Genomic DNA, 19130 nt, shown 5'->3' with positions numbered 1-19130 from the left:
CAAAGTCCTTGCAAACGCAGGGACTTTTCTTTTTGATTGATACCGCGTAGCCCATCAACTAAGCATTATCTTCGCCGTATGAATTCATTAAATGAACAGGTAGTACTCGTTGATAGAAATGACAACCGTATTGGATTAATGGAGAAATTGGAAGCGCATGAAAAAGGCCTGCTTCACCGTGCCTTTTCGGTACTCCTGTTCAACAATCAAAAGGAATTGCTTTTACAGCAAAGAGCATTTGATAAGTATCACTGCGGCGGCCTGTGGACGAACACCTGCTGCAGTCACCCTCACCCGGGGGAAGACGTAAAAGATGCAGCGCTGCGACGCCTGAGGGAAGAAATGGGCATTGAATGCGACCTGAAAAAATCCTTTGAATTTATCTATAGAGCAGAGTTTGATAACGGACTCACCGAACATGAGTATGATCATGTATTCACCGGGACGTTTTCGGGAGCGCCGGTTATTAATTTACATGAAGTGGCCGACTGGAAGTACCTATCACGGGAAGCACTTCAAATAGACATGACAAAGCATCCTGAAAACTACACTCCATGGTTTAAAATCATCATTGACAAAATGAGGTAATAAATTGACCAGGATCTCACTATATCATATAATATTTGAAAATAATTGCAGCTAATAATGCACCTATGATAGGACCCACAACGGGTATCCAGCTATAGGCCCAGTCGCTATGGCCTTTTTTACCGATGGGTAATAAGGCGTGCATGATGCGGGGTCCCAGGTCCCGGGCGGGATTAATCGCATACCCTGTGGCTCCGCCTAAACTCAAGCCGATAGCCAACACAATGAAAGCTGCGGGCAGCGCGTCAAGGGCTCCTAAACTACTGGCTGGCGCTATAATAAATAAAACTGCAAATACAAGTACGAAAGTCCCTATTGCCTCAGTAATTAAATTATGAAATGTATTTCTTATTGCAGGGCCGGTACTAAACGTAGCAAGCTTGGCGGCTGTATCATCAGTGGCTGTATAGTGTTGTTTGTACGCAAGCCATACTAATAAAGATCCCAGCATAGCTCCCGACAATTGTCCTCCTATGTAAGCAGGGACTAAAGAAAGGTCTACCTTACCCAGGTAGGCTAACGCTATTGTTATGGCCGGGTTAATATGTCCGCCGCTGGTTTTGGAGGAGATAAATACGCCAATAAAAACAGCCATGGCCCAGCCAAATGTGATGACAATCCAGCCGCTATTATTACCCTTGGTTTTATTGAGCACTACATTTGCCACTACACCATTACCCAGCAAAATGAGAATGGCGGTACCAACGAGCTCACTTGTAAATATGTTCATTGAAATTTGTTTAAAGTTTAAGGTTATAGTTCAAGGTTCTATGCATGCATCAACAATTGAACTGTCAAGATCGAATCATTCCTCCGACCATACCTGCGCTGCTTTTATCGCCCGTTTCCATTCTTTTTGAAGCATGCCCCGAACGTCTTCCTTCATATAAGGTTCGAAAAACTTTTCTTTTTTCCAGTAAGCCTGCACGTCCTCGATGCTTTCCCAGAAACCTACTGCCAGTCCTGCTAAATAAGCGGCGCCGAGTGCAGTGGTTTCGGTAATGGTGGGCCTTACTACCGCAGTGTTGAGCAGATTGGCCTGGAATTGCATCAGGTAGTCATTGATGGTAGCACCTCCATCTACCCGTACTTCTTTAATAGTGATGCCGGCATCGGCCTCCATAGCTTTCAGCACATCCATTGTTTGATAAGCAATGCTTTCTACAGCAGCCCTTGCAATATGGCCATCGCTGGATCCCCTGGTAAGGCCCACAATAATTCCCCTTGCATGCTGGTTCCAGTAAGGTGCACCCAAACCTGTAAATGCAGGCACCATATACACGCCGCCATTATCCGGTTCGGTTGCTGTCAATGCTTCTACATCTGATGACTTGTTAATTACTTTTAATCCATCCCGCAGCCATTGTACTACGGCACCGGCTATAAACACACTGCCTTCCAAAGCATAGTGCACTTTACCATTGATCTTCCAGGCAATAGTGGTTAACAGGTTGTTCTTTGAAGCAACCGGTTGCGTACCGGTATTCATCAGCATAAAGCAACCCGTTCCGTATGTATTTTTTACCATCCCCTCCTGGGTACACATCTGCCCAAACAAAGCAGCCTGCTGATCGCCTGCAATGCCCGCAACCGGTATTTCTGCTGAAGTAAGCAGATGCTGCGTATAGCCATACACTTCGCTGCTGGAGCGTACTTCAGGTAAAATAGCTTCCGGTATATCCATTTTCTGCAGCAATTCCTCATCCCATTGCAGGGTATGGATATTAAAGATCATGGTACGCGAAGCATTGCTTACATCTGTTACATAGGATTTGCCGTTGGTTAGCTTCCAGAGCAACCAGGTATCCACTGTACCAAAGCATAATTCACCCTTCTGCGCCTTCTCCCTGGCCCCCGCTACATTATCTAATATCCACTTCAGTTTGGTTCCTGAAAAATAAGCATCGGTTACCAGGCCCGTTTTTTCTTTGATTATTTGAGCGGTACCGTCTTTCTTTAATTCATCACAATAATCACTGGTGCGGCGATCCTGCCATACAATGGCGTTGTAAACGGGCTGCGAAGTAGCACGATCCCATACAACAGCGGTTTCCCGTTGATTGGTGATACCTATTGCAGCAATGTCAGCAGCCGTAATCCCGGCTTTTACAATGGCTTCCGCAGCTACGCCTATCTGGGTGCTCCAGATCTCATTAGCATCGTGCTCTACCCAACCCGGCTTCGGAAATATCTGTTGAAACTCTTTCTGGGCAACCGCGATAATGCTGCCTTTTTTGTCGAAAACAATAGCGCGCGAACTCGTAGTACCCGCATCAAATGACAGGATGTATTTTGACATATACAATCGTTTTAAAATGCCATAACAACTGGCAAAATATATACAATATTAAGGGAATAGCGCTTTTCATTGCTATTCCCGTTCTGGCCAATCTTATATTCTTACACTATTAACTCTTAAAAATAAGGTCATACTTATATTTAAATCTATTTTTCTGTCCCATAGTCTACCTATCCTCACTTAACGTTGTGCCGCCGGTTTCAATATCAGACAGCACCGAAGTAGCAGGAAGCTCCAGGTTTGTCATCGTTCTTTTGGTCTGCCATTTTCCCGACCGGATATTGTAAACGCCTCCCAGCTTTCTAAAGGCCTCATCATTTATCAAAGGAAACATAAAGGTATTCGTTCCCATCAGGAATAATGGCTGAGCGTCTAAAGTAGGTACAGCTGTATTTTGCGCTTCATAATATTCCGTATTAGTGATCTTGTAACCAGCGGGAGGATCTCCGGGCGCGAAAGTGTTGCTAGTCGATGTTCCACCGAAAAAGATGACATCAACCGGAACGGTGGAAGAATCAACATCAATCGTATTGAATACGGCGATACCTGCTGGGTTGCCGCTATTGGCCAACAAATTGGTAATAGTCCTTCCAAAACCGTCGCCTTCAACGGTTGAGTAGGTCCTGCTCACGATCCAGTTGCCGACACTAATATCAGTAGATGCTGCTCCATTAATTACTTTGTTGCCGCCAACATAAAAATAAGAACCTTTGGTTACCGTTCCGGAAGTAAGGTTAAACTTATAAGACCTTACACCACCAATAGCCCAGCCCATTACAGGGGCGCCTGTGCTTCCTGCATTATTACAGGTTACAACAGACATATTGGTAACAGAAAAATCAATGTCCTTTGTAGCCATCAATTGTATATACTCATAGTTGGCATCTCCCCCGATGGCATTGTTCAAAAAGCCCGTAATGACAACCGGGGCTATTACCGGCGGCTTATCGGAGAGCACTATGATATCACTTCCTTTCCTGGGCCAGAGCTTGAAAACGTCCTGCTGCCTCAGGACCACCCCAATATAAGAAGCGAGGAACGGCAGGGTCTTTGAAGCAAACGCAGCATCGTTTTCTGTGTGTACAGAAAAGCTACCCGAACCGTTATCTATAGATTTGTCGCCGGCAAAAGTTTCTCCTGTAGTTGCCGGTGGATTAAACTCCGAATTGGTGATAGCGACAAGGGTATTTTCATACACATCAGGGTTTTGCGCTATGGCAGTTACATCGCCAACTACAGGTGTATAGATATTTTTTCCAGAGCCCTTTTTTTCAACAGTAGTGCTGGCAAGGCCGGTTATTTGCAGGATCCCGTCTACCCTTTCCATTGTCCCTCCTTCAATAGTAACTACTACGGAGTCGCCCGGCACATAACCTGCCGCTGCAGCCCCGATATTAATGGCGATGCCCCTGTTCTGATTGAGGCGGCCGGCATTCTGTAATATCAGTAGTCCCTCGGGAAGGTTATTCTCCGAGTGATCGGAAATAACAATACCCGTGATTTTAGAAGAGCCAAACATGGTAGACTGCGATAATTTTACCGGGCTTTCTTTGAATATGGACTTCAGGTCGTAAACAGAGATCAGCGGGTTTACAGTGCCGCCCGGGTAATTGCCATAACCATCTTTTTTGCATCCCGCGATTAAAACTGCGGCAAAAAATAAGATGCAGTATGATAAAGCTTTTTTCATTTTACTCTATAGTTTTTAAATAGTCGTATTAAGGTTTCTGCCACCATACCTGAGTGTATATCTGATCGGGGCCCTGCTGCTGTACCGCCCGCTTATAGTTGGTAGGGTTGGTAGATTGCACGTAAACAGGGTAAACCATGCGGGCGGGCATTACGCCATTGTTTTCGAGTCCGCTGCCTTTAGGTAAAACGGGGTGCCCCGTACGCCGGTGTTCAAACCACTGCTGCAGGTCGGCAAAAAATAAGGCGTAGTATTTTTGCACATGTATTTTTTCCATTTTATCATTCACCGAGGCGGTCTCTGTCCATTGCTTTCCCGAAGACGCCGGCGTAGCGAGGTAAGTGTCAATATCCACATTCCATTCCGGCAGCCAAAGTGTGATACTGTTTTTTACGCCTTCTTTATAATAAGATTCGGCCTGGCCACTGATCCAGCCTTTTACAGCCGCCTCGGCCAGGATAAACTGCAATTCTGCATAATTCATCATCATCCCCGAAAGCGGCTCGCTTTGCATGGTTATAGCTGCAGCCTGATCTGTTGCATAAAAGTAAGAGCCTCTGGTTATATCAGCACCAACAGGGTAACCGCTTTCCGTTCCTGCATATTCGCCTCCCGATTTTGCGATGCCCCAGCGGCTGATTCCATCAATTCCATAATTATCTCCGTCTAGCCTGGGATCATTCCAATATTTCAGGTTGTCAATAAAAAATTCTGCTATACCCGGCGACCGGAAGTCCTGGGCGCGTACCCCGTTCACATAAGGAGAAATATAAGCGCCCGTTCCTGTCCATTTTAAAATGGCTGATTCATTATTATTCGTAAACACTGGGTATTCGGAAGAACTGGTCTCCACTATTTCCTTTATTTTACCGGTTATTGCAGAAGCCAGTTCTGCTTTAGCGGATACACGAAGCAGTAACCGTAAATAAAGCGAATTACCAAACCTGCGCCATTTAGCTACGTCTCCATGGTAAATGGGATCTGATTTTGTATCTACAGGCTGGCCTGCCTTTAAAAGCTGGTTGGCCTGCTCAAGGTTGTGAAATAAACCCAGATAAATATCTTTTTGACTATCGAAAGCCGGTTCTTTTACATCCCCGTACTCTTTTCTGGCGCTATTGGCCTGTAAAAAAGGCACATCACCATAAGTATCGGTAAGTATGGAGTACAGCCAGGATTGAAGAATGAGCGAAATGCCCATATAGCTTGTCTGCGGCTGAGTAGAATCTCCTTTGGCTATATGATACATATCCTTAAAATTGGTAAGCTCGATATAAATGCCGTTCCATAAATAATCAGACCAGGTAGAACGGTAATCATACCTGAATACACGGCTGTCGCCATCGCTCATGTCAACCGTTACCTGCATTAACTCGTTGTTGAAATTGCGATTTCGTATCATGTTATAATTGAGCGAAGCGCGCAAGGCCGGAGCCAATAACTGCTGAGGCGCTACTGAAAGCACATTATTAGGATCCGTATTTATTTTTTCAAAATCTTTTGTGCAGGAGAGCATCAACAAAATGATACTGAAGATCATAGCAGGTATAAAAAAATTTGTTTTCATTATATCTATTTTATCTTTTGGTTTTCTTATAACCCTATTACTAAATTAGCTCCAATTGTTCGTGTGGAAGGGAACTGCGCCACTTCAAAGCCCCGTACAATGTCGGTTCCCGTAAGGGTCCCAAATTCCGGATCGAACATAGGCCAGGGCGACCATATAAAAAGGTCCCTTCCGTAAACGCCCAGCGATACGCGACTCAATCCGATTTTACGAAGCAGCGGTTCGGGCAGACTGTAATCTAACCTTGCTTCCCTGAACTTAATAAAGTCTGTGCTGAAAGTGTTGCCCTCCGCGTTATCAATCCCGAAATGCGAACGGTAATAGTTGTCTATATTAGTTGCCAACACATCATTAGGGCGGTAACTCCCATCTGCATTCTTTATTACGCCGTTGCCAATGATGCCCTGGTACCTGCCCGGCAGGGTTGTAGTTAGCTTACCCTGTTCTGACATTTTATGATTCATCAGGGAGTGAGCTTTTGCCCCCCATTGGCCATCGAACAGAAGGTTTAAGCGAAACCGTTTGTAGCTAAACTCATTGCCTACAGCCAGTTTACCTTTCGGAATGGTGTTCCCAACATAAACCACCTCTTCCGATATCAGGGCATACCCGGTTTGTGCGTCGTATACGATCTGCCCGTCCGGGGCACGTACATAACCCCGGCCATACAAATCGCCCATACTTCCCCCTACTTTTGCAACAACCTGTCCGCCGCCGATTGGGCCCCTTGCGAGCACTAGGCTTGAGTCGGGCATACTAATGATCTCGTTTTTGTTGGTAGAAAATATAATATTGGTGTTCCAGTTAAAACCCTCTCTTGTTTTTGATTTTATAGTATTAACGTTGACTGCCAGCTCGAAGCCGGTGTTGCGCACCTTACCTGCATTGATCACTTCCCTTTGATACCCGCTGGAATAATCGATGATCCTTTCAAGTATCTGGTTTTTTGTATTGCCTACATATCCTGCTACATCAATAGTAAGGCGGTTGTCAAACAATCTTACATTGGCGCCTAGCTCTGCTGTAATGGTGCGCAATGGTTTCAGGTCAGGATTGGCAAGTACCTTAGGGTTTTGATAATAAGCGCTGTCAAACAAAAAATCGGGAACATAATTATAAGAAGTGCGGTAAGGAATAGTGGTCCCGCTGCCCACGCTGGATAACGAGAAGCGGAGTTTTGCAAAATTGATTGCTTGAGGCACCTTATGCGCATCCGAAACAATATAGCTCATATTAAGCGCGGGGTAGAAGAACCCGCTGTTCGTGGTACGGGTAGGTGTTGCCAGCACGCTGTTCCAGTCCTGTCTTCCCGAAAGGTCTACAAACAAATAGTCTTTAAACGATGCGGCTATTAAACCATAAAAACTATTAATAGCATACTTGCTTTTATAGGGAATGTATACCGGCCGGCCGGCGGCTCCTTCAAGCGAATAAGCAAAAGGCGTTTTGAGAGAATCTGCCCTCATTTCGATCCTGTCATAATAATTTCTCAGGGTACTTCCGCCGCCGGTGAAAGTTACTTTAAAGTCCTCCGAAAAATCTTTATTGTATTTTAAAAGAAAGTCCGTAGTCCATTCTTTGGAAGCGATATCCTGTGTACGATAGCTTCCTTTAGGGAATTTTGTGCCGGCATCATAAGGCCTTTTCTGTGAGCGGTCCTCCTGTCCCCAGTCGCCTGCGGTACGCACCATCAGGCTCAGGTCCTTTGTAAAATTATAGGTAGCTGAAACATTCCCTACTACAGTATTCCTGTTCGACCCGTTCAGGAATTCATAAGCAACGGCATAAGGGTTCTCGGGAAAAGAGCTGTAAGGGTACATGATTCTCCGGCCCGGCGGTATAGGGTTTCCATCTCCGTCGCGTATATGCCAATAGTTTTTGAGCCAGTCCAGGTCGGCATTGGGCTGCCAGAAAATGAACCAGTACATTACGGACTGGTTGCCATAGCCGGCGCCGGGCAGGTTATCGCTTTGCTTGTTGGTATAGTTTAACCTTGCTGACAGCTGAAGTTTTTCAAACAGTTTGGTATTAACCGAAAGCGCCGCAGAGTTGCGCTGGTAACCCGTGTTGGGCATGATCCATTTATTGTTCACATTGGTATAGGAAAGCCTTAGATTGGTATTGCCAAAATTTTTATCGGCAGTAATGCTGTTGGTGAATGTACGGCCTTTATCAAAATATTTCCTGATCTTATTGGTATAGGGTACCCAGGGCGTACGCACTGAGTCCTGCGTCATTGTAACCGGGTTAAACTGATAAAACATCTGCCCGTTGAAGCGGGGGCCATAAGCCGAGCTGGTACCTGACGTGCTGCCTCCATCAGGCCCTGCATCAAACGAGTAATGTGCGGCGCCACCCAGGCCCTGTCCATATTCGAACTGCATATCGGGCCAGCGGTTAATCTCTTCAACGCCGTAATTGGAGTTAAAAGAGAACGCCCATTGCTTCTTCTTGGCTTTCGAGGTTTTGGTGGTGATGATAATGGCTCCGTTGGCGCCGCGCTGCCCGTATAGAGCTGCTGCACCGGGGCCTTTCAGCACGGTTACGCTTTCAATATCCTCAGGGTTCAGGTCGTTAAGCCCGCTGCCATAATCGGCAGGCATATTGTCGGCGCCGGTACCATAAATAGCTTCGCTGCCATTAGCGGTACGGCGCGCGCTACCGTTATTAATGACCACGCCATCTACCACTATCAACGCTTCATTTTCGCCGGTAAGGTTGTTTTCGCCACGCAAAATAATTTTGTTAGACCCGGTAGGCCCCGCGCCGGAACGGATCAGGTTCAATCCCGCAACCTTCCCCGACAAAGCGTCCGTCCAGTTTCCTGAAACCGCGTCTGTTAAATCCTGGTTATCCAGTACCGTAGCAGAATAACCCAGGGATTTAGATTCTCTCTTAATACCTAAAGCCGTAGTTACCACCACGTTTTCCAGTTGACCCTCGCCCGGCTCTAGCTCAATATCAAGGTTGGTTTTAGCGTCTATTATCAACTGTTTTGTAATATATCCTACTCCCGAAAAAGTAATGGTCTCTCCAGTATTTGCCTGAATGGAGAATCCACCATTTTCATTGGTAGTAGTACCCCTTGAACTTCTTTCCACGAGCACACTTATCTGCGCGAGCGGCTGTTTGTCTTTAGCGTTTCTAACAGTTCCTGTTATGATTCGCTGGCCCAGGGCAGTAAACCCAAGAAAGGAAAACAGCGCAACTAAAAGCAACTTACTTTGCGTCAGTTGTTGATAAATTTTTGTTCCTGGAAACATATGAAGCTTATTTTTTGGTTTGCAAAAGAAGTGTGAATAACCGTTCCAAATCACACGAAAAAAAATGGTAACAATTTTTTTAAATATTGATAATAATTAAATAATACCATCTCGGGCACATCATTTCAAATACAGTACTGTAGCGGGTTTTACGCCAATTGATACTGTGTTGCAAGCTTTGTATAACCTTCAATTTGTGCCTGAATCCAATCGTTATCACGACCTAATTCAATAGCCATAATATGCGCCACATTAGTACATATTCTAATGCTCTCTTTTGCATCCAGTAAGAGGGCCCTGGTCCTTCGAGCTAAAAAATCTTCTACGGTCCGGGCCATTTCATGCTGCACGGCCCAGCGCACCTGCTCGGCGTGTATTTTAAGGCTTTCACTCAACCAGGTGTTATGGGCTCCATTGATATTTTTCTTTAAGGCCACAGCGTCTGCGCCATAAAAGTAAAAAGGATCATTCCAGTTCACCGTTTCACTAAAGCCATGAATCCTTTTAGTTTCGGTAGTAGTTTTTTGGGAAGGCCATTGCAGCTGATTTTCAATGGTATCAATCATGTCCTCACCCATTTTCCTGAAAGTGGTCCATTTGCCGCCAATGATCGTAAACAGATCAGATGACGAGGTGATGATCTTGTGACTCCTTGAAATTTCCTTGGTTTTTTGGGAACCACTCTGAGGAGCTGCCAGCGGACGTAAACCGGCAAATACACTTAAAACATCCTTACGTGTGGGGGGCTGATCCAGGTAAGCCGATGCGGTCTGCAATATGAAGTTGATTTCCTTTTCTAATGCCCGGGGCTCTATGCTGGGCTGGCCTACAGGTGTATCGGTGGTGCCCAGCACTACTTCATTATGCCAGGGAACGGCAAACAATACACGGCCGTCACTCGTTTCGGGAATCATCAGTGCATGAGCCGAGGGATAAAACTTCTTATCAACCACCAGGTGAATGCCCTGGCTGGCCACTACTGTCTGGCCTGCCTCAGCATCATCCATTTTCAAGATATCATCTACAAAAACACCTGTTGCATTTACAATGGCTTTGGCTTTTACCTGGTAAGATCTGGATTTTTCTGTATCAACAATAGTTGCTCCATTGAGCTTACCGTCTTTATTTTTCAGGAGTCCGGTGACTTCAGCATAATTCAGCACCAATCCCCCGTTCTCTGCAATGCTTTGTGCCAGGTTGAGGGCTAACCTCGAATCATCAAATTGTCCGTCGTGGTATAAAACACCACCCAGCAACCCCTTTTCTTTAATGCCGGGTAATTGCTTCAAGGTTTCGCTTCTGGGTACAAACACAGATTTTCCTAAAGACAACTTCCCCGCAATCCAGTCATAAACCTTCAAACCCAGGGTATATTTTATTCTGTCCCATACATTGTAAACAGGAATTATAAAAGTTTGGTTCTTTACCAGGTGAGGCGCATTTTTCTGAAGCAGTCCTCTTTCTATGCAGGCTTCCCGTACCAGCTTTACATCACCCTGGGCCAGGTAACGGACTCCGCCGTGAACCAGTTTCGTGCTTCTGCTGGAAGTGCCTTTGGCAAAATCAGCCTGCTCCACTAAAAGGGTGGTATAACCGCGGGATACAGCATCTAAAGCTACACCTAAGCCTGTAGCACCACCGCCAATAACTACTACATCCCAGATTTCCCTGGAACCCAGTTGCTGCAAGACGTAATCGCGGTTAAAAATATGCTGCATAAAAAGTTTCGATTTATTTAAAACGAAAATCAATGAAACCAAATATAATGAAAGTTTTCAAAAATCAAAACAAAATATAATTTTTAAAAAACTTCATATTATTATGTTTTATTTTTATTAATTCTTTTTATTCAAATATGGTTCCCTTCCGGGTTGCTTTACTTTTATTAACTTTCATAATCGGATTTAAGGTTTCGAATGATTCCCATCCTTGACCTGCTCATTTATTAAGCTTTTGTGTTAATATTGCGCAAGTCACTATGGCTCTGTTAAGTCCTGCCATATCATCTCTTGCCCGCATGCGTCAATGGCGCATTGATGCATGGCGTAGCCATCCTGTGGATTCGCAGCGGGAAGTGATTCAGAATCTCGTCACCTCGGCTCAATACACCGAGTTCGGCCGCAAACACAACTTCCACGATATTTATAATATCAGGGATTTTAAGAAAGCTGTTCCTATTTGCGGGTACGATGACCTGAAGCCGTATATAGAAAGAATGATGAAAGGAGAGCAAAACCTGCTTTGGAACAGTCCTATATTTTGGTTTGCCAAAAGCAGCGGCACCACCAGTGATAAAAGCAAGTTTATCCCGATTAGTGAAGAAAGCCTGGAAGATTGTCATTTTAAAGCCGCCAAAGATGTACTGACGATGTACTACAGCTACAACCCCGATAGCGCCATGCTTACCGGCAAAGGGCTGGTATTAGGAGGTAGTCACACCATTAATCCCGTGAATAACGAAGCCCAATATGGCGACCTGAGTGCCGTACTCTTACAAAACAGCCCGTTCTGGGGTCACTGGCTTCGTACACCCGATCTCGAAATTGCGTTGATGGATAAATGGGAGGATAAGCTGGAAAAAATGGCGCTTCAGACAGTCAATGAAAATGTAACCTCGATCAGCGGTGTTCCTACCTGGACATTAATACTGTTTAAACGGTTACTGGAAATGACGGGCAAACAAACAATTTCAGAAATATGGCCCGACCTGGAATTATACATGCATGGCGGCGTTTCGTTTACGCCCTACCGCGAGCAGTTTAAAAGCATTATTGGTAAACCTATTCACTACCTGGAGACTTATAATGCCAGTGAGGGCTTTTTCGCGGCCAACGCACTGCCTGGCGACAATGGTATGGTGTTATTTACCGACCATGGCATTTTCCTGGAATTTATGCCTATGGGAGAGTATGGCACGGTCAATCCTCAAACAATTGGTTTAAAAGATGTGGAACTCAACACCAACTATGCCCTGGTGATCAGCACTAACGGAGGCCTGTGGCGGTACTTACTGGGCGACACCATTAAATTTGTTTCTAAAGACCCCTACAAAATAATTGTCAGCGGCCGGGTAAAACATTATATCAATGCTTTCGGGGAAGAAGTAATTGTAGACAACAGCGACCAGGCTATTGATATCGCCTGTAAGAAAACCGGCGCCGTTGTAAATGATTACACAGCTGCGCCCGTTTATTTCTCTGATAACAGCAATGGCGCACATGAATGGCTGATAGAATTTGAGAAAGAACCAGCCAGCCTGGAAATTTTTATTACCGAACTGGATACTGCCCTGCAAAGCATCAACAGCGACTACGAAGCCAAACGGTACAAGAATATTGCGCTGAGCTTGCCCAAAGTACACAATATGTCCAAAGGGAGCTTCAATAAATGGCTGCAATTGAAGGGCAAATTGGGCGGTCAACATAAAGTACCCCGGCTTTGTAATGAGAGAAAATATGTGGAAGAGATTTTAGCGGCAAATGCTACTGTAAGCTAAATACACAGGAGTCCTCCTGTAAGCGTCTACTTTACGTTCTCCTATCATTTTAGGTATCCACTTACTGAATAAAAAAATACGGATCGCCTCAGCATCAATATCACGTCTGACAGTTTTTAAGATTTTACAATTTGAGACAATATACCACTTGTATCTACAAGAAACTTTACTATAACCACGCCTTCGACCCCGTCCTTTTTTGCACTGCCAGGATAACACTTTTTCTTTTGACAAAATCAACAAATGACCTATGCCCTCCCCGAAACGAAGCCTCAGGGGAAATATAGCTGTTTCTGGATCCGGGTTCTGCGCTAATCCATTCACACCAAAACAAAACCAAAAAGTTGCCAGAATAATTCGTTTCATTTCTGATAAGACCCTATAAACACAAACCTCCCATAAAAAAGTCATTAAATTAATCCGTGTATGCCTCAAGTTCACTTTTAACAGTTCAAGATTCTGTTATTATCAAATTACCATGTTACTTTTGTGCCTTATGGAGATGACCATACGTACAAAAAACCTGGTGAAGCGTTACGGCCAACGTACCGTTGTAAATAATGTTTCTTTTGAAGTAAACCAGGGCGAAATTGTGGGGCTGCTGGGACCCAACGGAGCCGGTAAAACGACCTCGTTTTACCAGGTGGTGGGTTTGATCAAACCAGATGAAGGCAATGTTTTCCTGAACGATGAGAACATTACCAAACTGCCCATGTATAAGCGGGCACAGATGGGCATCGGCTACCTGCCACAGGAGGCTTCTGTATTCAGAAAGCTAAGTGTGGAAGACAATATTTCGGCGGTGCTGGAAATGACCAAGCTCAGCAAAACAGAACAAAAAGAGAAGCTGGAATCACTGCTGGCAGAATTCAGGCTAGGCCATGTACGTAAAAGCAATGGTGATGTATTGAGTGGAGGTGAACGCCGCAGAACCGAAATTGCCCGTGCACTGGCGGTAAACCCCAAATTCATATTGCTGGATGAGCCCTTTGCCGGTATCGACCCGATAGCAGTAGAAGACATCCAAAGCATCGTTGCAAAGCTGAAGTTTAAAAATATCGGTATTCTTATTACCGACCACAACGTAAACGAAACCCTTTCCATTTGCGATCGCGCTTATTTGCTGATCGACGGGAAGATCTTTGAACAGGGGACAGCAGAAGCATTGGCGGCTAATGAGCAGGTACGTAAGTTATACCTGGGCCGGAACTTTGAGCTCAAACGGAAAGATTATATACTGGAGGAAGCGATCAGGAGTTCTGAAAATCAGCAATCGGCGCCTGTTGAACCTACAGAATAAAAACTGCCCGCAACCAAAAATTGCGGGCAGTTTGCTAAACCCCTAGTAAAAAACCAATTATGAAATAACTTCTTCGTTTGGAGCCAGGTTATTATCTTTTACAAATTTGTCGCGATACGCTGTAAATTCATTGAGCAGGCTTTCTATCGTTTCTATTGATTTGTCCGAGTACTCGTGAATATCGGGCAATGTTTTATCTAACAGATTTATACCCAAATTAATATTTTCTGCTTCTATTTGCGCTACTTTTTTCAGAACGGATGTTTCACTATTCTTTACGTCTTCCAGCTCACGTAATACCTTATTCATTGCTTCCAGTTTTTCCATTTTGTCCATAATATTCAATTTGGTTAAAGATTAATAGAGCAGTGCGCTCATCCATCTAAAATCAAATACTGTACAAATCAGGTAAACAGTCAACTGTTTTAGCTATTTGTTGAGAAAATAGCTGGTTTATTCTTAAAAAACTGCAAAGATCTAGTCCAGAAACAAGTCGGTATATAATGATACGTCCTTTTTTACAGCATAATGATCAAAGTTGGTGATGCCATTTTTTCTTAAAACATCTTCATCAATAAAGCTATGGCCGGTACATTCAGCCGGAGATTCCTTCAGGATATAATAAGCAGCGTCGGCCACTATATCAGTGGTACGGCTCATGTTTGCCAAAGTCTCACCGCCCAGGAGGTTTCTCACTGCTGCGGTGTCGATTGTGGTTTTAGGCCACAAAGCGTTAGAAGCCACCGGAACCTGCTTCAACTCTTCCGCCCAACCCTGGGCCATCATGGTCATGTTGTACTTGCTCATCGTATAAGCAATATGGTTGCCCAGCCATTTTGGGTTCAGGTTAACGGGGGGTGATAAAGTAAGAATATGTGCATGCGGAGATCGGGTTAAATAAGGAAGACAGTTTTTTACTACCAGGAAAGTGCCCCTTACATTGATATCGTGCATCAGGTCGAACCGGTTGGTTTTCGTTTCCCCCGTTTTAGTAAGGGCAATAGCAGAAGCATTATTAATCACTATATCAATACCCCCAAACGCTGCTGCTGTTTTAGCCACGGCATCCTGTATCATAGCCTCGTCTCTTATATCACAGGGTACGGCAAGCGCCCTTCCTCCTGCGCCCTCTATTTCTGCGGCAGCTGTAAATATAGTGCCGCCGAGCTTCTCATTTTCCCTTACAGATTTCGCAGCAACAACGATATTGACACCTTCTTTAGCCAGGCGCAACGCGATAGCTTTACCGATGCCGCGGCTGGCTCCTGTAATAAATGCGGTTTTATTTCTTAATGACATGTTTGGCGGGTTAACGTGGAAGATTAAAGTGTTTGCTCAGGTTAAGATACTAAAAAGCCGCAGTATTCAGCTTACTGTTAAATTAAACCTTCAAAATTTGAGATTGCAATTTACTGGCCGCTGGGAACAGCGCCTTCTTCGGTAAGAATACGGCTATCTTTTACCTCTTTAAACTTAATATCTTTAAAATCCTGAGTAGCTTCCAGGCCAAATTTCGCGTCAATAAAGTTATCGGGCGACCTGAGCTTGGCAGGTTTATCGGTATAAAATTTTTGCTGACTCTGGTCCCACCAAAGATCATCACAGGTGAGCGTATCTCCTTTAATGCTAATCACTTTTACACTGTCCCGCAGGTATACTTTGTTTAGAGATTCAAAATAGCGCCCGTACTTGCTATCCAGGCGGCTCTCTACCATTTTCTGCTCATTGTAAAAGTCTACATGCAATTTTTTAGGAAATTCCACGTAAGGGGTATCCACTCCCATTTGCGCCATTACGCGCAGCATTACGGGGGCTGTTAGCCGGGCTTTTACAACACCACCCTGGGAGAGAAAACTTTCCACCTTAATGGACTCATCTTTTTGAATCTTTTTGCCGGACAGGGCTTTGATATCGCTCTCGCTGTTCTCGCAGGAGAACCAACCCAGAGCTGCTATAAAGATCAAAAACCTTTTCAAAATGGATGCTTGAATAAAACTAAGATAGGGCAAGATGCTTATTAATCTTCGTAGTACTTGGTTTTTCCACCAAACCAGAGGTCGGTAAGCGAGAATCCAACAGAAAGCCGGTAGAGATTTTCACGGAGAATGTTACTACTATTACCCCGCTTGATATACTCGAAGCTCAGGTTGATCATGCTGGCCTGGCGACTCATTTGGCTATAATTTAAAATAGGCAATCCCAACCCGGCTGTAATACCCAATACAGGTATTTTTGTTTGCCGGGTATAAATATAATCCGGGCCGGTAAAGGCGCCTATCCTGTACGAAGTTCTGCTAAACAAATTATTTTTAGGAGCGGGATGAAACTCTGCACCCACTTTGGCTTGCCAGTTGCTTTTTACTTCCGGGTCAGGTATTCCGTTTACACGATATTGATTCCAGTTATTGCTGGTGAAGTCGGCTCCAATTAACCAACCCGCTTCTCTCTCCTGTCCGCCTCCTATTTTTTGAATAATAAACCCTCCGGTAATACTGGAAGGATATATGAAGCTACCGGGATTGTCCTTCGTAAATGTAACGGTGTCAATAGGTATATAACCCGTTTCCGTGCTATAGTTAAAGGTTTGCACCACGGTGCTATTATTCGTCCTGATATCCTGCTTCCAGTTTCCAAAAGCGCCCAGGCTCATATATATTTTTTCGCTGGCTTTAAAATGGTATTGTAAACCGGCATCAAAATAAAAGTCTCCGATGTTGGTTTTATTCTCATAGTGTGCTCTTGCATATTGAGTTGCTGTAGAGTTGGGATCACCCAATGACAAGCGGCTGTTATAATCGCGGCTTCCAAACATATATCCGGCAGTGGCGCCTAAACTTAAATACTGCGATTTGCCTGTCTTGAATTTAACGGCGGTTCCCAATGAGCCCAGGTAAGCGCCTCCCTGTCCTTCATAAAGAGTGGAGGCTGTGTCGATTAACGCACCACTATTGGGATTGTAAAGATTGCCATTGCTCTGAATTTTATAGTTGATATTGGTTATCGGCCGCACGCCAAAAGCAATACCCCAATTTTTTCGCACCGGTAAACCAATCATTACATGGCTGAACAACAAGTTAGGAGAAGTAAATTTGTTGGTTTCCGACTGATCACTAATAGTACGTCCCTGTCCATCTGCACCTATATTAAAAACAATTCGCCCTGAGTTCAGCTTTTTCGAATTAGGCTCCTGTAAAGACTGAAAAAATGAGTAAGAGGCGGGGTTAGCGTAGTTAACTGTGTAAGGGTCGTTGTATGCAGCGGCGACTCCCCCCATTCCCCTGTTGGCCACATTAGTAGTGGGCGCCTGATTTCCCAAACCATACCTGGAGTAGGGAGAATTATCCTGCGCTGAAGCTCCAATAAATAAAAAAATTGAAGGTATCGTTAATGCCAGGGGTGCCCTCAGTTCGAATTTCCTAAGCATTGTTAATTTCACTAATCGCATAAAGACCTTTAAATATTAAATCAGGGTCGGCAAATATCCTGTTTTTAACGTGTGATGCCAAATGTTGTGTATCACCGCCGGTTAATACCACGTTAAAGTTGTCAAATTTAGCACTATATGCATCTATAAATCCATCTAATTCATAGGACATTCCCAAAATAACGCCTGATAATATGTTCGTATCAGTATCATATCCAATTAAAGGAACATCGGCCTTCGCAGGGGTATATGGGAGTTTTGCCGTGTAGTATTGCAGGGATTTTAACCTCATTTCCAGGCCGGGGGAAATAGATCCGCCCAGGAACTCTTTATACTTATTTACAAAATTGATAGTAATGCAGGTACCCAGGCCTATAAGTAACAGGTTTTTCCCGGGAAAAAGATGAACTCCTCCCGCAGCTATCGCTAACCGGTCTGCACCAATTGTTTCAGGCTTGCCTACCGGCGTTGTTACAGGCAACTTTGACGCATGATTCAACAAATGGAAGCGGGTATTCTTTTTCAGCACATCCTCCAGCTCCGGGTTGTGATTAATAACGGAAGAAAGTATTGACCTGTTAGGCCGGTAAGTACTTATTATTGAATTAATGGTAGCTGTGGCGTCATCTTCCAACGTCAGCACTTTCGCAATTTCGCCATTTGTAAACACGGCGACTTTCTTCCTGGTATTACCAAAGTCAAAACAAAGAGTAGTGGACATGGATGTGAAAGTAGGTAAAAATTTGGTTGACTGGTTAAGTAGTTGATAAGTTGGCCGGGTATGGCTACTTCAGATCAAATCCAGACAGGTTTTTAAAATGACCGTTCATCTGTATTTTTTCTCTTAATTGTTTCATTTCGTCAAAAGCAGGCAGGGCAGCCTCGAAATGTCTTTTTAAGTACTCCTGCCGCTGGCGCTCCATGGTTAATTGCAAAAACTCATATTCCTGCTCCAGGGTAAGGCCCGAATGGTGAGCGATGTCGTAGGAATTCAATTCATGATCTTCTTTATGAAAATTCTTTTTAACCTGTAAACCGGCATGCAGGTCTTTCATTTTTGTCACCAGCATCTTCATTACCTGCTGATCCCCCTCCAACTCGTTATTGGGATAGTTAACAATAGCCCCTGAATACAACTTATCGGGAATCGTTTTGATTACTTCGAGTATCCTGAAAACCTTATCTCCTTTGGTCTTAATATCCATTTCACCATTGGCGTAGGTTGCCGCAATTTCTTCGATGTAGATCAACGAGCCATAATCTTTTAGCTCACTCCCAATTACAGCTGGTATGCCAAATGGCTTTTTTTGTTCAAAACATTCGCTTATCAATTGTTTATACCGCGGTTCAAAAATATGCAGATTCAGATCTTCTCCCGGGAATACGACTACCTGGAGCGGAAATATGGGAATAAAATTGGTCATAGGTGCAAATTTGCGAAAAAGATGCCAATACAACTTTACAATGCCATAATCGCTTCTTTTTTTAATAAACGCAGGTAAC

15 protein-coding genes and 1 pseudogene are annotated in these 19130 nt (G+C 44.3%); 3 read left to right on the top strand and 13 right to left on the bottom strand.

What is annotated here, in order from left to right; all coding sequences use genetic code 11:
* Positions 1-78 precede the first annotated feature (78 nt).
* Positions 79-588, top strand: a complete 510-nt coding sequence (gene idi, locus U0035_RS14680; RefSeq protein WP_114793332.1) for an isopentenyl-diphosphate Delta-isomerase — start codon at positions 79-81, stop codon at positions 586-588.
* 19 nt (positions 589-607) lie between these two features.
* Here idi and U0035_RS14675 read toward each other — a convergent pair whose 3' ends face one another.
* The 6 genes from U0035_RS14675 to U0035_RS14650 all read right to left on the bottom strand — a co-directional run bounded on the left by U0035_RS14675 (position 608) and on the right by U0035_RS14650 (position 11125).
* Positions 608-1318 carry an MIP/aquaporin family protein gene (locus tag U0035_RS14675; RefSeq protein WP_114793333.1) on the bottom strand — a complete coding sequence of 237 codons (711 nt, stop codon included), beginning with the start codon at positions 1316-1318 and terminating at the stop codon, positions 608-610.
* 75 nt (positions 1319-1393) lie between these two features.
* Positions 1394-2887 carry a glycerol kinase GlpK gene (gene glpK / locus U0035_RS14670; RefSeq protein ID WP_114793334.1) on the bottom strand — a complete coding sequence of 498 codons (1494 nt, stop codon included), beginning with the start codon at positions 2885-2887 and terminating at the stop codon, positions 1394-1396.
* A 166-nt stretch (positions 2888-3053) separates the two neighbouring features.
* Positions 3054-4577, bottom strand: a complete 1524-nt coding sequence (locus tag U0035_RS14665) for a DUF5689 domain-containing protein (RefSeq protein WP_114793335.1) — start codon at positions 4575-4577, stop codon at positions 3054-3056.
* Between the two features lie 28 nt (positions 4578-4605).
* Positions 4606-6144 carry a SusD/RagB family nutrient-binding outer membrane lipoprotein gene (locus tag U0035_RS14660; protein ID WP_114793336.1) on the bottom strand — a complete coding sequence of 513 codons (1539 nt, stop codon included), beginning with the start codon at positions 6142-6144 and terminating at the stop codon, positions 4606-4608.
* Between the two features lie 26 nt (positions 6145-6170).
* Positions 6171-9407 (bottom strand): SusC/RagA family TonB-linked outer membrane protein, encoded by a 3237-nt coding sequence (locus tag U0035_RS14655; protein WP_327138695.1) that lies wholly within the window; start codon positions 9405-9407, stop codon positions 6171-6173.
* A 149-nt stretch (positions 9408-9556) separates the two neighbouring features.
* The gene (locus U0035_RS14650; protein WP_114793173.1) at positions 9557-11125 is read right to left on the bottom strand and encodes a glycerol-3-phosphate dehydrogenase/oxidase; all 1569 of its coding nucleotides are present in this window, start codon (positions 11123-11125) and stop codon (positions 9557-9559) included.
* A gap of 260 nt (positions 11126-11385) precedes the next feature.
* On the opposite strand from U0035_RS14650, the gene U0035_RS14645 reads away from it, so the two are divergent.
* Entirely contained in the window at positions 11386-12903 is a 1518-nt protein-coding gene (locus tag U0035_RS14645; RefSeq protein ID WP_170138322.1) for a GH3 auxin-responsive promoter family protein, read from the top strand.
* 116 nt (positions 12904-13019) lie between these two features.
* Here the strand turns inward: U0035_RS14645 and U0035_RS22995 are convergent.
* A pseudogene (locus U0035_RS22995) lies at positions 13020-13112 on the bottom strand (energy transducer TonB); the annotation flags it as partial.
* A 293-nt stretch (positions 13113-13405) separates the two neighbouring features.
* On the opposite strand from U0035_RS22995, the gene lptB reads away from it, so the two are divergent.
* The gene (lptB, locus tag U0035_RS14640) at positions 13406-14203 is read left to right on the top strand and encodes an LPS export ABC transporter ATP-binding protein (protein ID WP_114793174.1); all 798 of its coding nucleotides are present in this window, start codon (positions 13406-13408) and stop codon (positions 14201-14203) included.
* 57 nt (positions 14204-14260) lie between these two features.
* Here lptB and U0035_RS14635 read toward each other — a convergent pair whose 3' ends face one another.
* From U0035_RS14635 to U0035_RS14610, 6 genes are all read right to left on the bottom strand, one after another.
* Positions 14261-14539, bottom strand: coding sequence for a hypothetical protein (locus U0035_RS14635; RefSeq protein ID WP_114793175.1), 279 nt, complete (start codon positions 14537-14539; stop codon positions 14261-14263).
* A 141-nt stretch (positions 14540-14680) separates the two neighbouring features.
* Positions 14681-15502: an SDR family oxidoreductase gene (locus U0035_RS14630; RefSeq protein WP_114793176.1), complete on the bottom strand. Its 822-nt coding sequence runs from the start codon at positions 15500-15502 to the stop codon at positions 14681-14683.
* Between the two features lie 110 nt (positions 15503-15612).
* Positions 15613-16179, bottom strand: coding sequence for an LPS export ABC transporter periplasmic protein LptC (lptC, locus tag U0035_RS14625; RefSeq protein WP_245957844.1), 567 nt, complete (start codon positions 16177-16179; stop codon positions 15613-15615).
* 41 nt (positions 16180-16220) lie between these two features.
* Positions 16221-17627, bottom strand: a complete 1407-nt coding sequence (locus U0035_RS14620; protein ID WP_245957845.1) for a hypothetical protein — start codon at positions 17625-17627, stop codon at positions 16221-16223.
* Positions 17620-18348 carry a type III pantothenate kinase gene (locus U0035_RS14615; RefSeq protein WP_114793178.1) on the bottom strand — a complete coding sequence of 243 codons (729 nt, stop codon included), beginning with the start codon at positions 18346-18348 and terminating at the stop codon, positions 17620-17622. Before U0035_RS14615 ends, U0035_RS14620 begins: the two co-directional genes overlap by 8 nt.
* A 64-nt stretch (positions 18349-18412) precedes the next feature.
* The gene (locus U0035_RS14610; protein ID WP_114793179.1) at positions 18413-19051 is read right to left on the bottom strand and encodes an LON peptidase substrate-binding domain-containing protein; all 639 of its coding nucleotides are present in this window, start codon (positions 19049-19051) and stop codon (positions 18413-18415) included.
* Positions 19052-19130 lie beyond the last annotated feature (79 nt).

The sequence above is a fragment of the Niabella yanshanensis genome, from assembly GCF_034424215.1.
GTDB lineage: Bacteria > Bacteroidota > Bacteroidia > Chitinophagales > Chitinophagaceae > Niabella > Niabella yanshanensis.
This window is presented reverse-complemented; position numbering and strand designations above follow the sequence as displayed.

Coding starts and splice junctions, on each gene's coding strand:
- U0035_RS14645 (WP_170138322.1), top strand. CDS start 11,386: ATGGCTCTGTTAAGTCCTGCCATATCATCTCTTGCCCGCATGCGTCAA.
- idi (WP_114793332.1), top strand. CDS start 79: ATGAATTCATTAAATGAACAGGTAGTACTCGTTGATAGAAATGACAAC.
- U0035_RS14620 (WP_245957845.1), bottom strand. CDS start 17,627: ATGCTTAGGAAATTCGAACTGAGGGCACCCCTGGCATTAACGATACCT.
- glpK (WP_114793334.1), bottom strand. CDS start 2,887: ATGTCAAAATACATCCTGTCATTTGATGCGGGTACTACGAGTTCGCGC.
- U0035_RS14650 (WP_114793173.1), bottom strand. CDS start 11,125: ATGCAGCATATTTTTAACCGCGATTACGTCTTGCAGCAACTGGGTTCC.
- U0035_RS14675 (WP_114793333.1), bottom strand. CDS start 1,318: ATGAACATATTTACAAGTGAGCTCGTTGGTACCGCCATTCTCATTTTG.
- U0035_RS14665 (WP_114793335.1), bottom strand. CDS start 4,577: ATGAAAAAAGCTTTATCATACTGCATCTTATTTTTTGCCGCAGTTTTA.
- U0035_RS14660 (WP_114793336.1), bottom strand. CDS start 6,144: ATGAAAACAAATTTTTTTATACCTGCTATGATCTTCAGTATCATTTTG.
- U0035_RS14610 (WP_114793179.1), bottom strand. CDS start 19,051: ATGACCAATTTTATTCCCATATTTCCGCTCCAGGTAGTCGTATTCCCG.
- U0035_RS14635 (WP_114793175.1), bottom strand. CDS start 14,539: ATGGACAAAATGGAAAAACTGGAAGCAATGAATAAGGTATTACGTGAG.
- U0035_RS14655 (WP_327138695.1), bottom strand. CDS start 9,407: ATGTTTCCAGGAACAAAAATTTATCAACAACTGACGCAAAGTAAGTTG.
- U0035_RS14630 (WP_114793176.1), bottom strand. CDS start 15,502: ATGTCATTAAGAAATAAAACCGCATTTATTACAGGAGCCAGCCGCGGC.
- U0035_RS14615 (WP_114793178.1), bottom strand. CDS start 18,348: ATGTCCACTACTCTTTGTTTTGACTTTGGTAATACCAGGAAGAAAGTC.
- lptB (WP_114793174.1), top strand. CDS start 13,406: ATGACCATACGTACAAAAAACCTGGTGAAGCGTTACGGCCAACGTACC.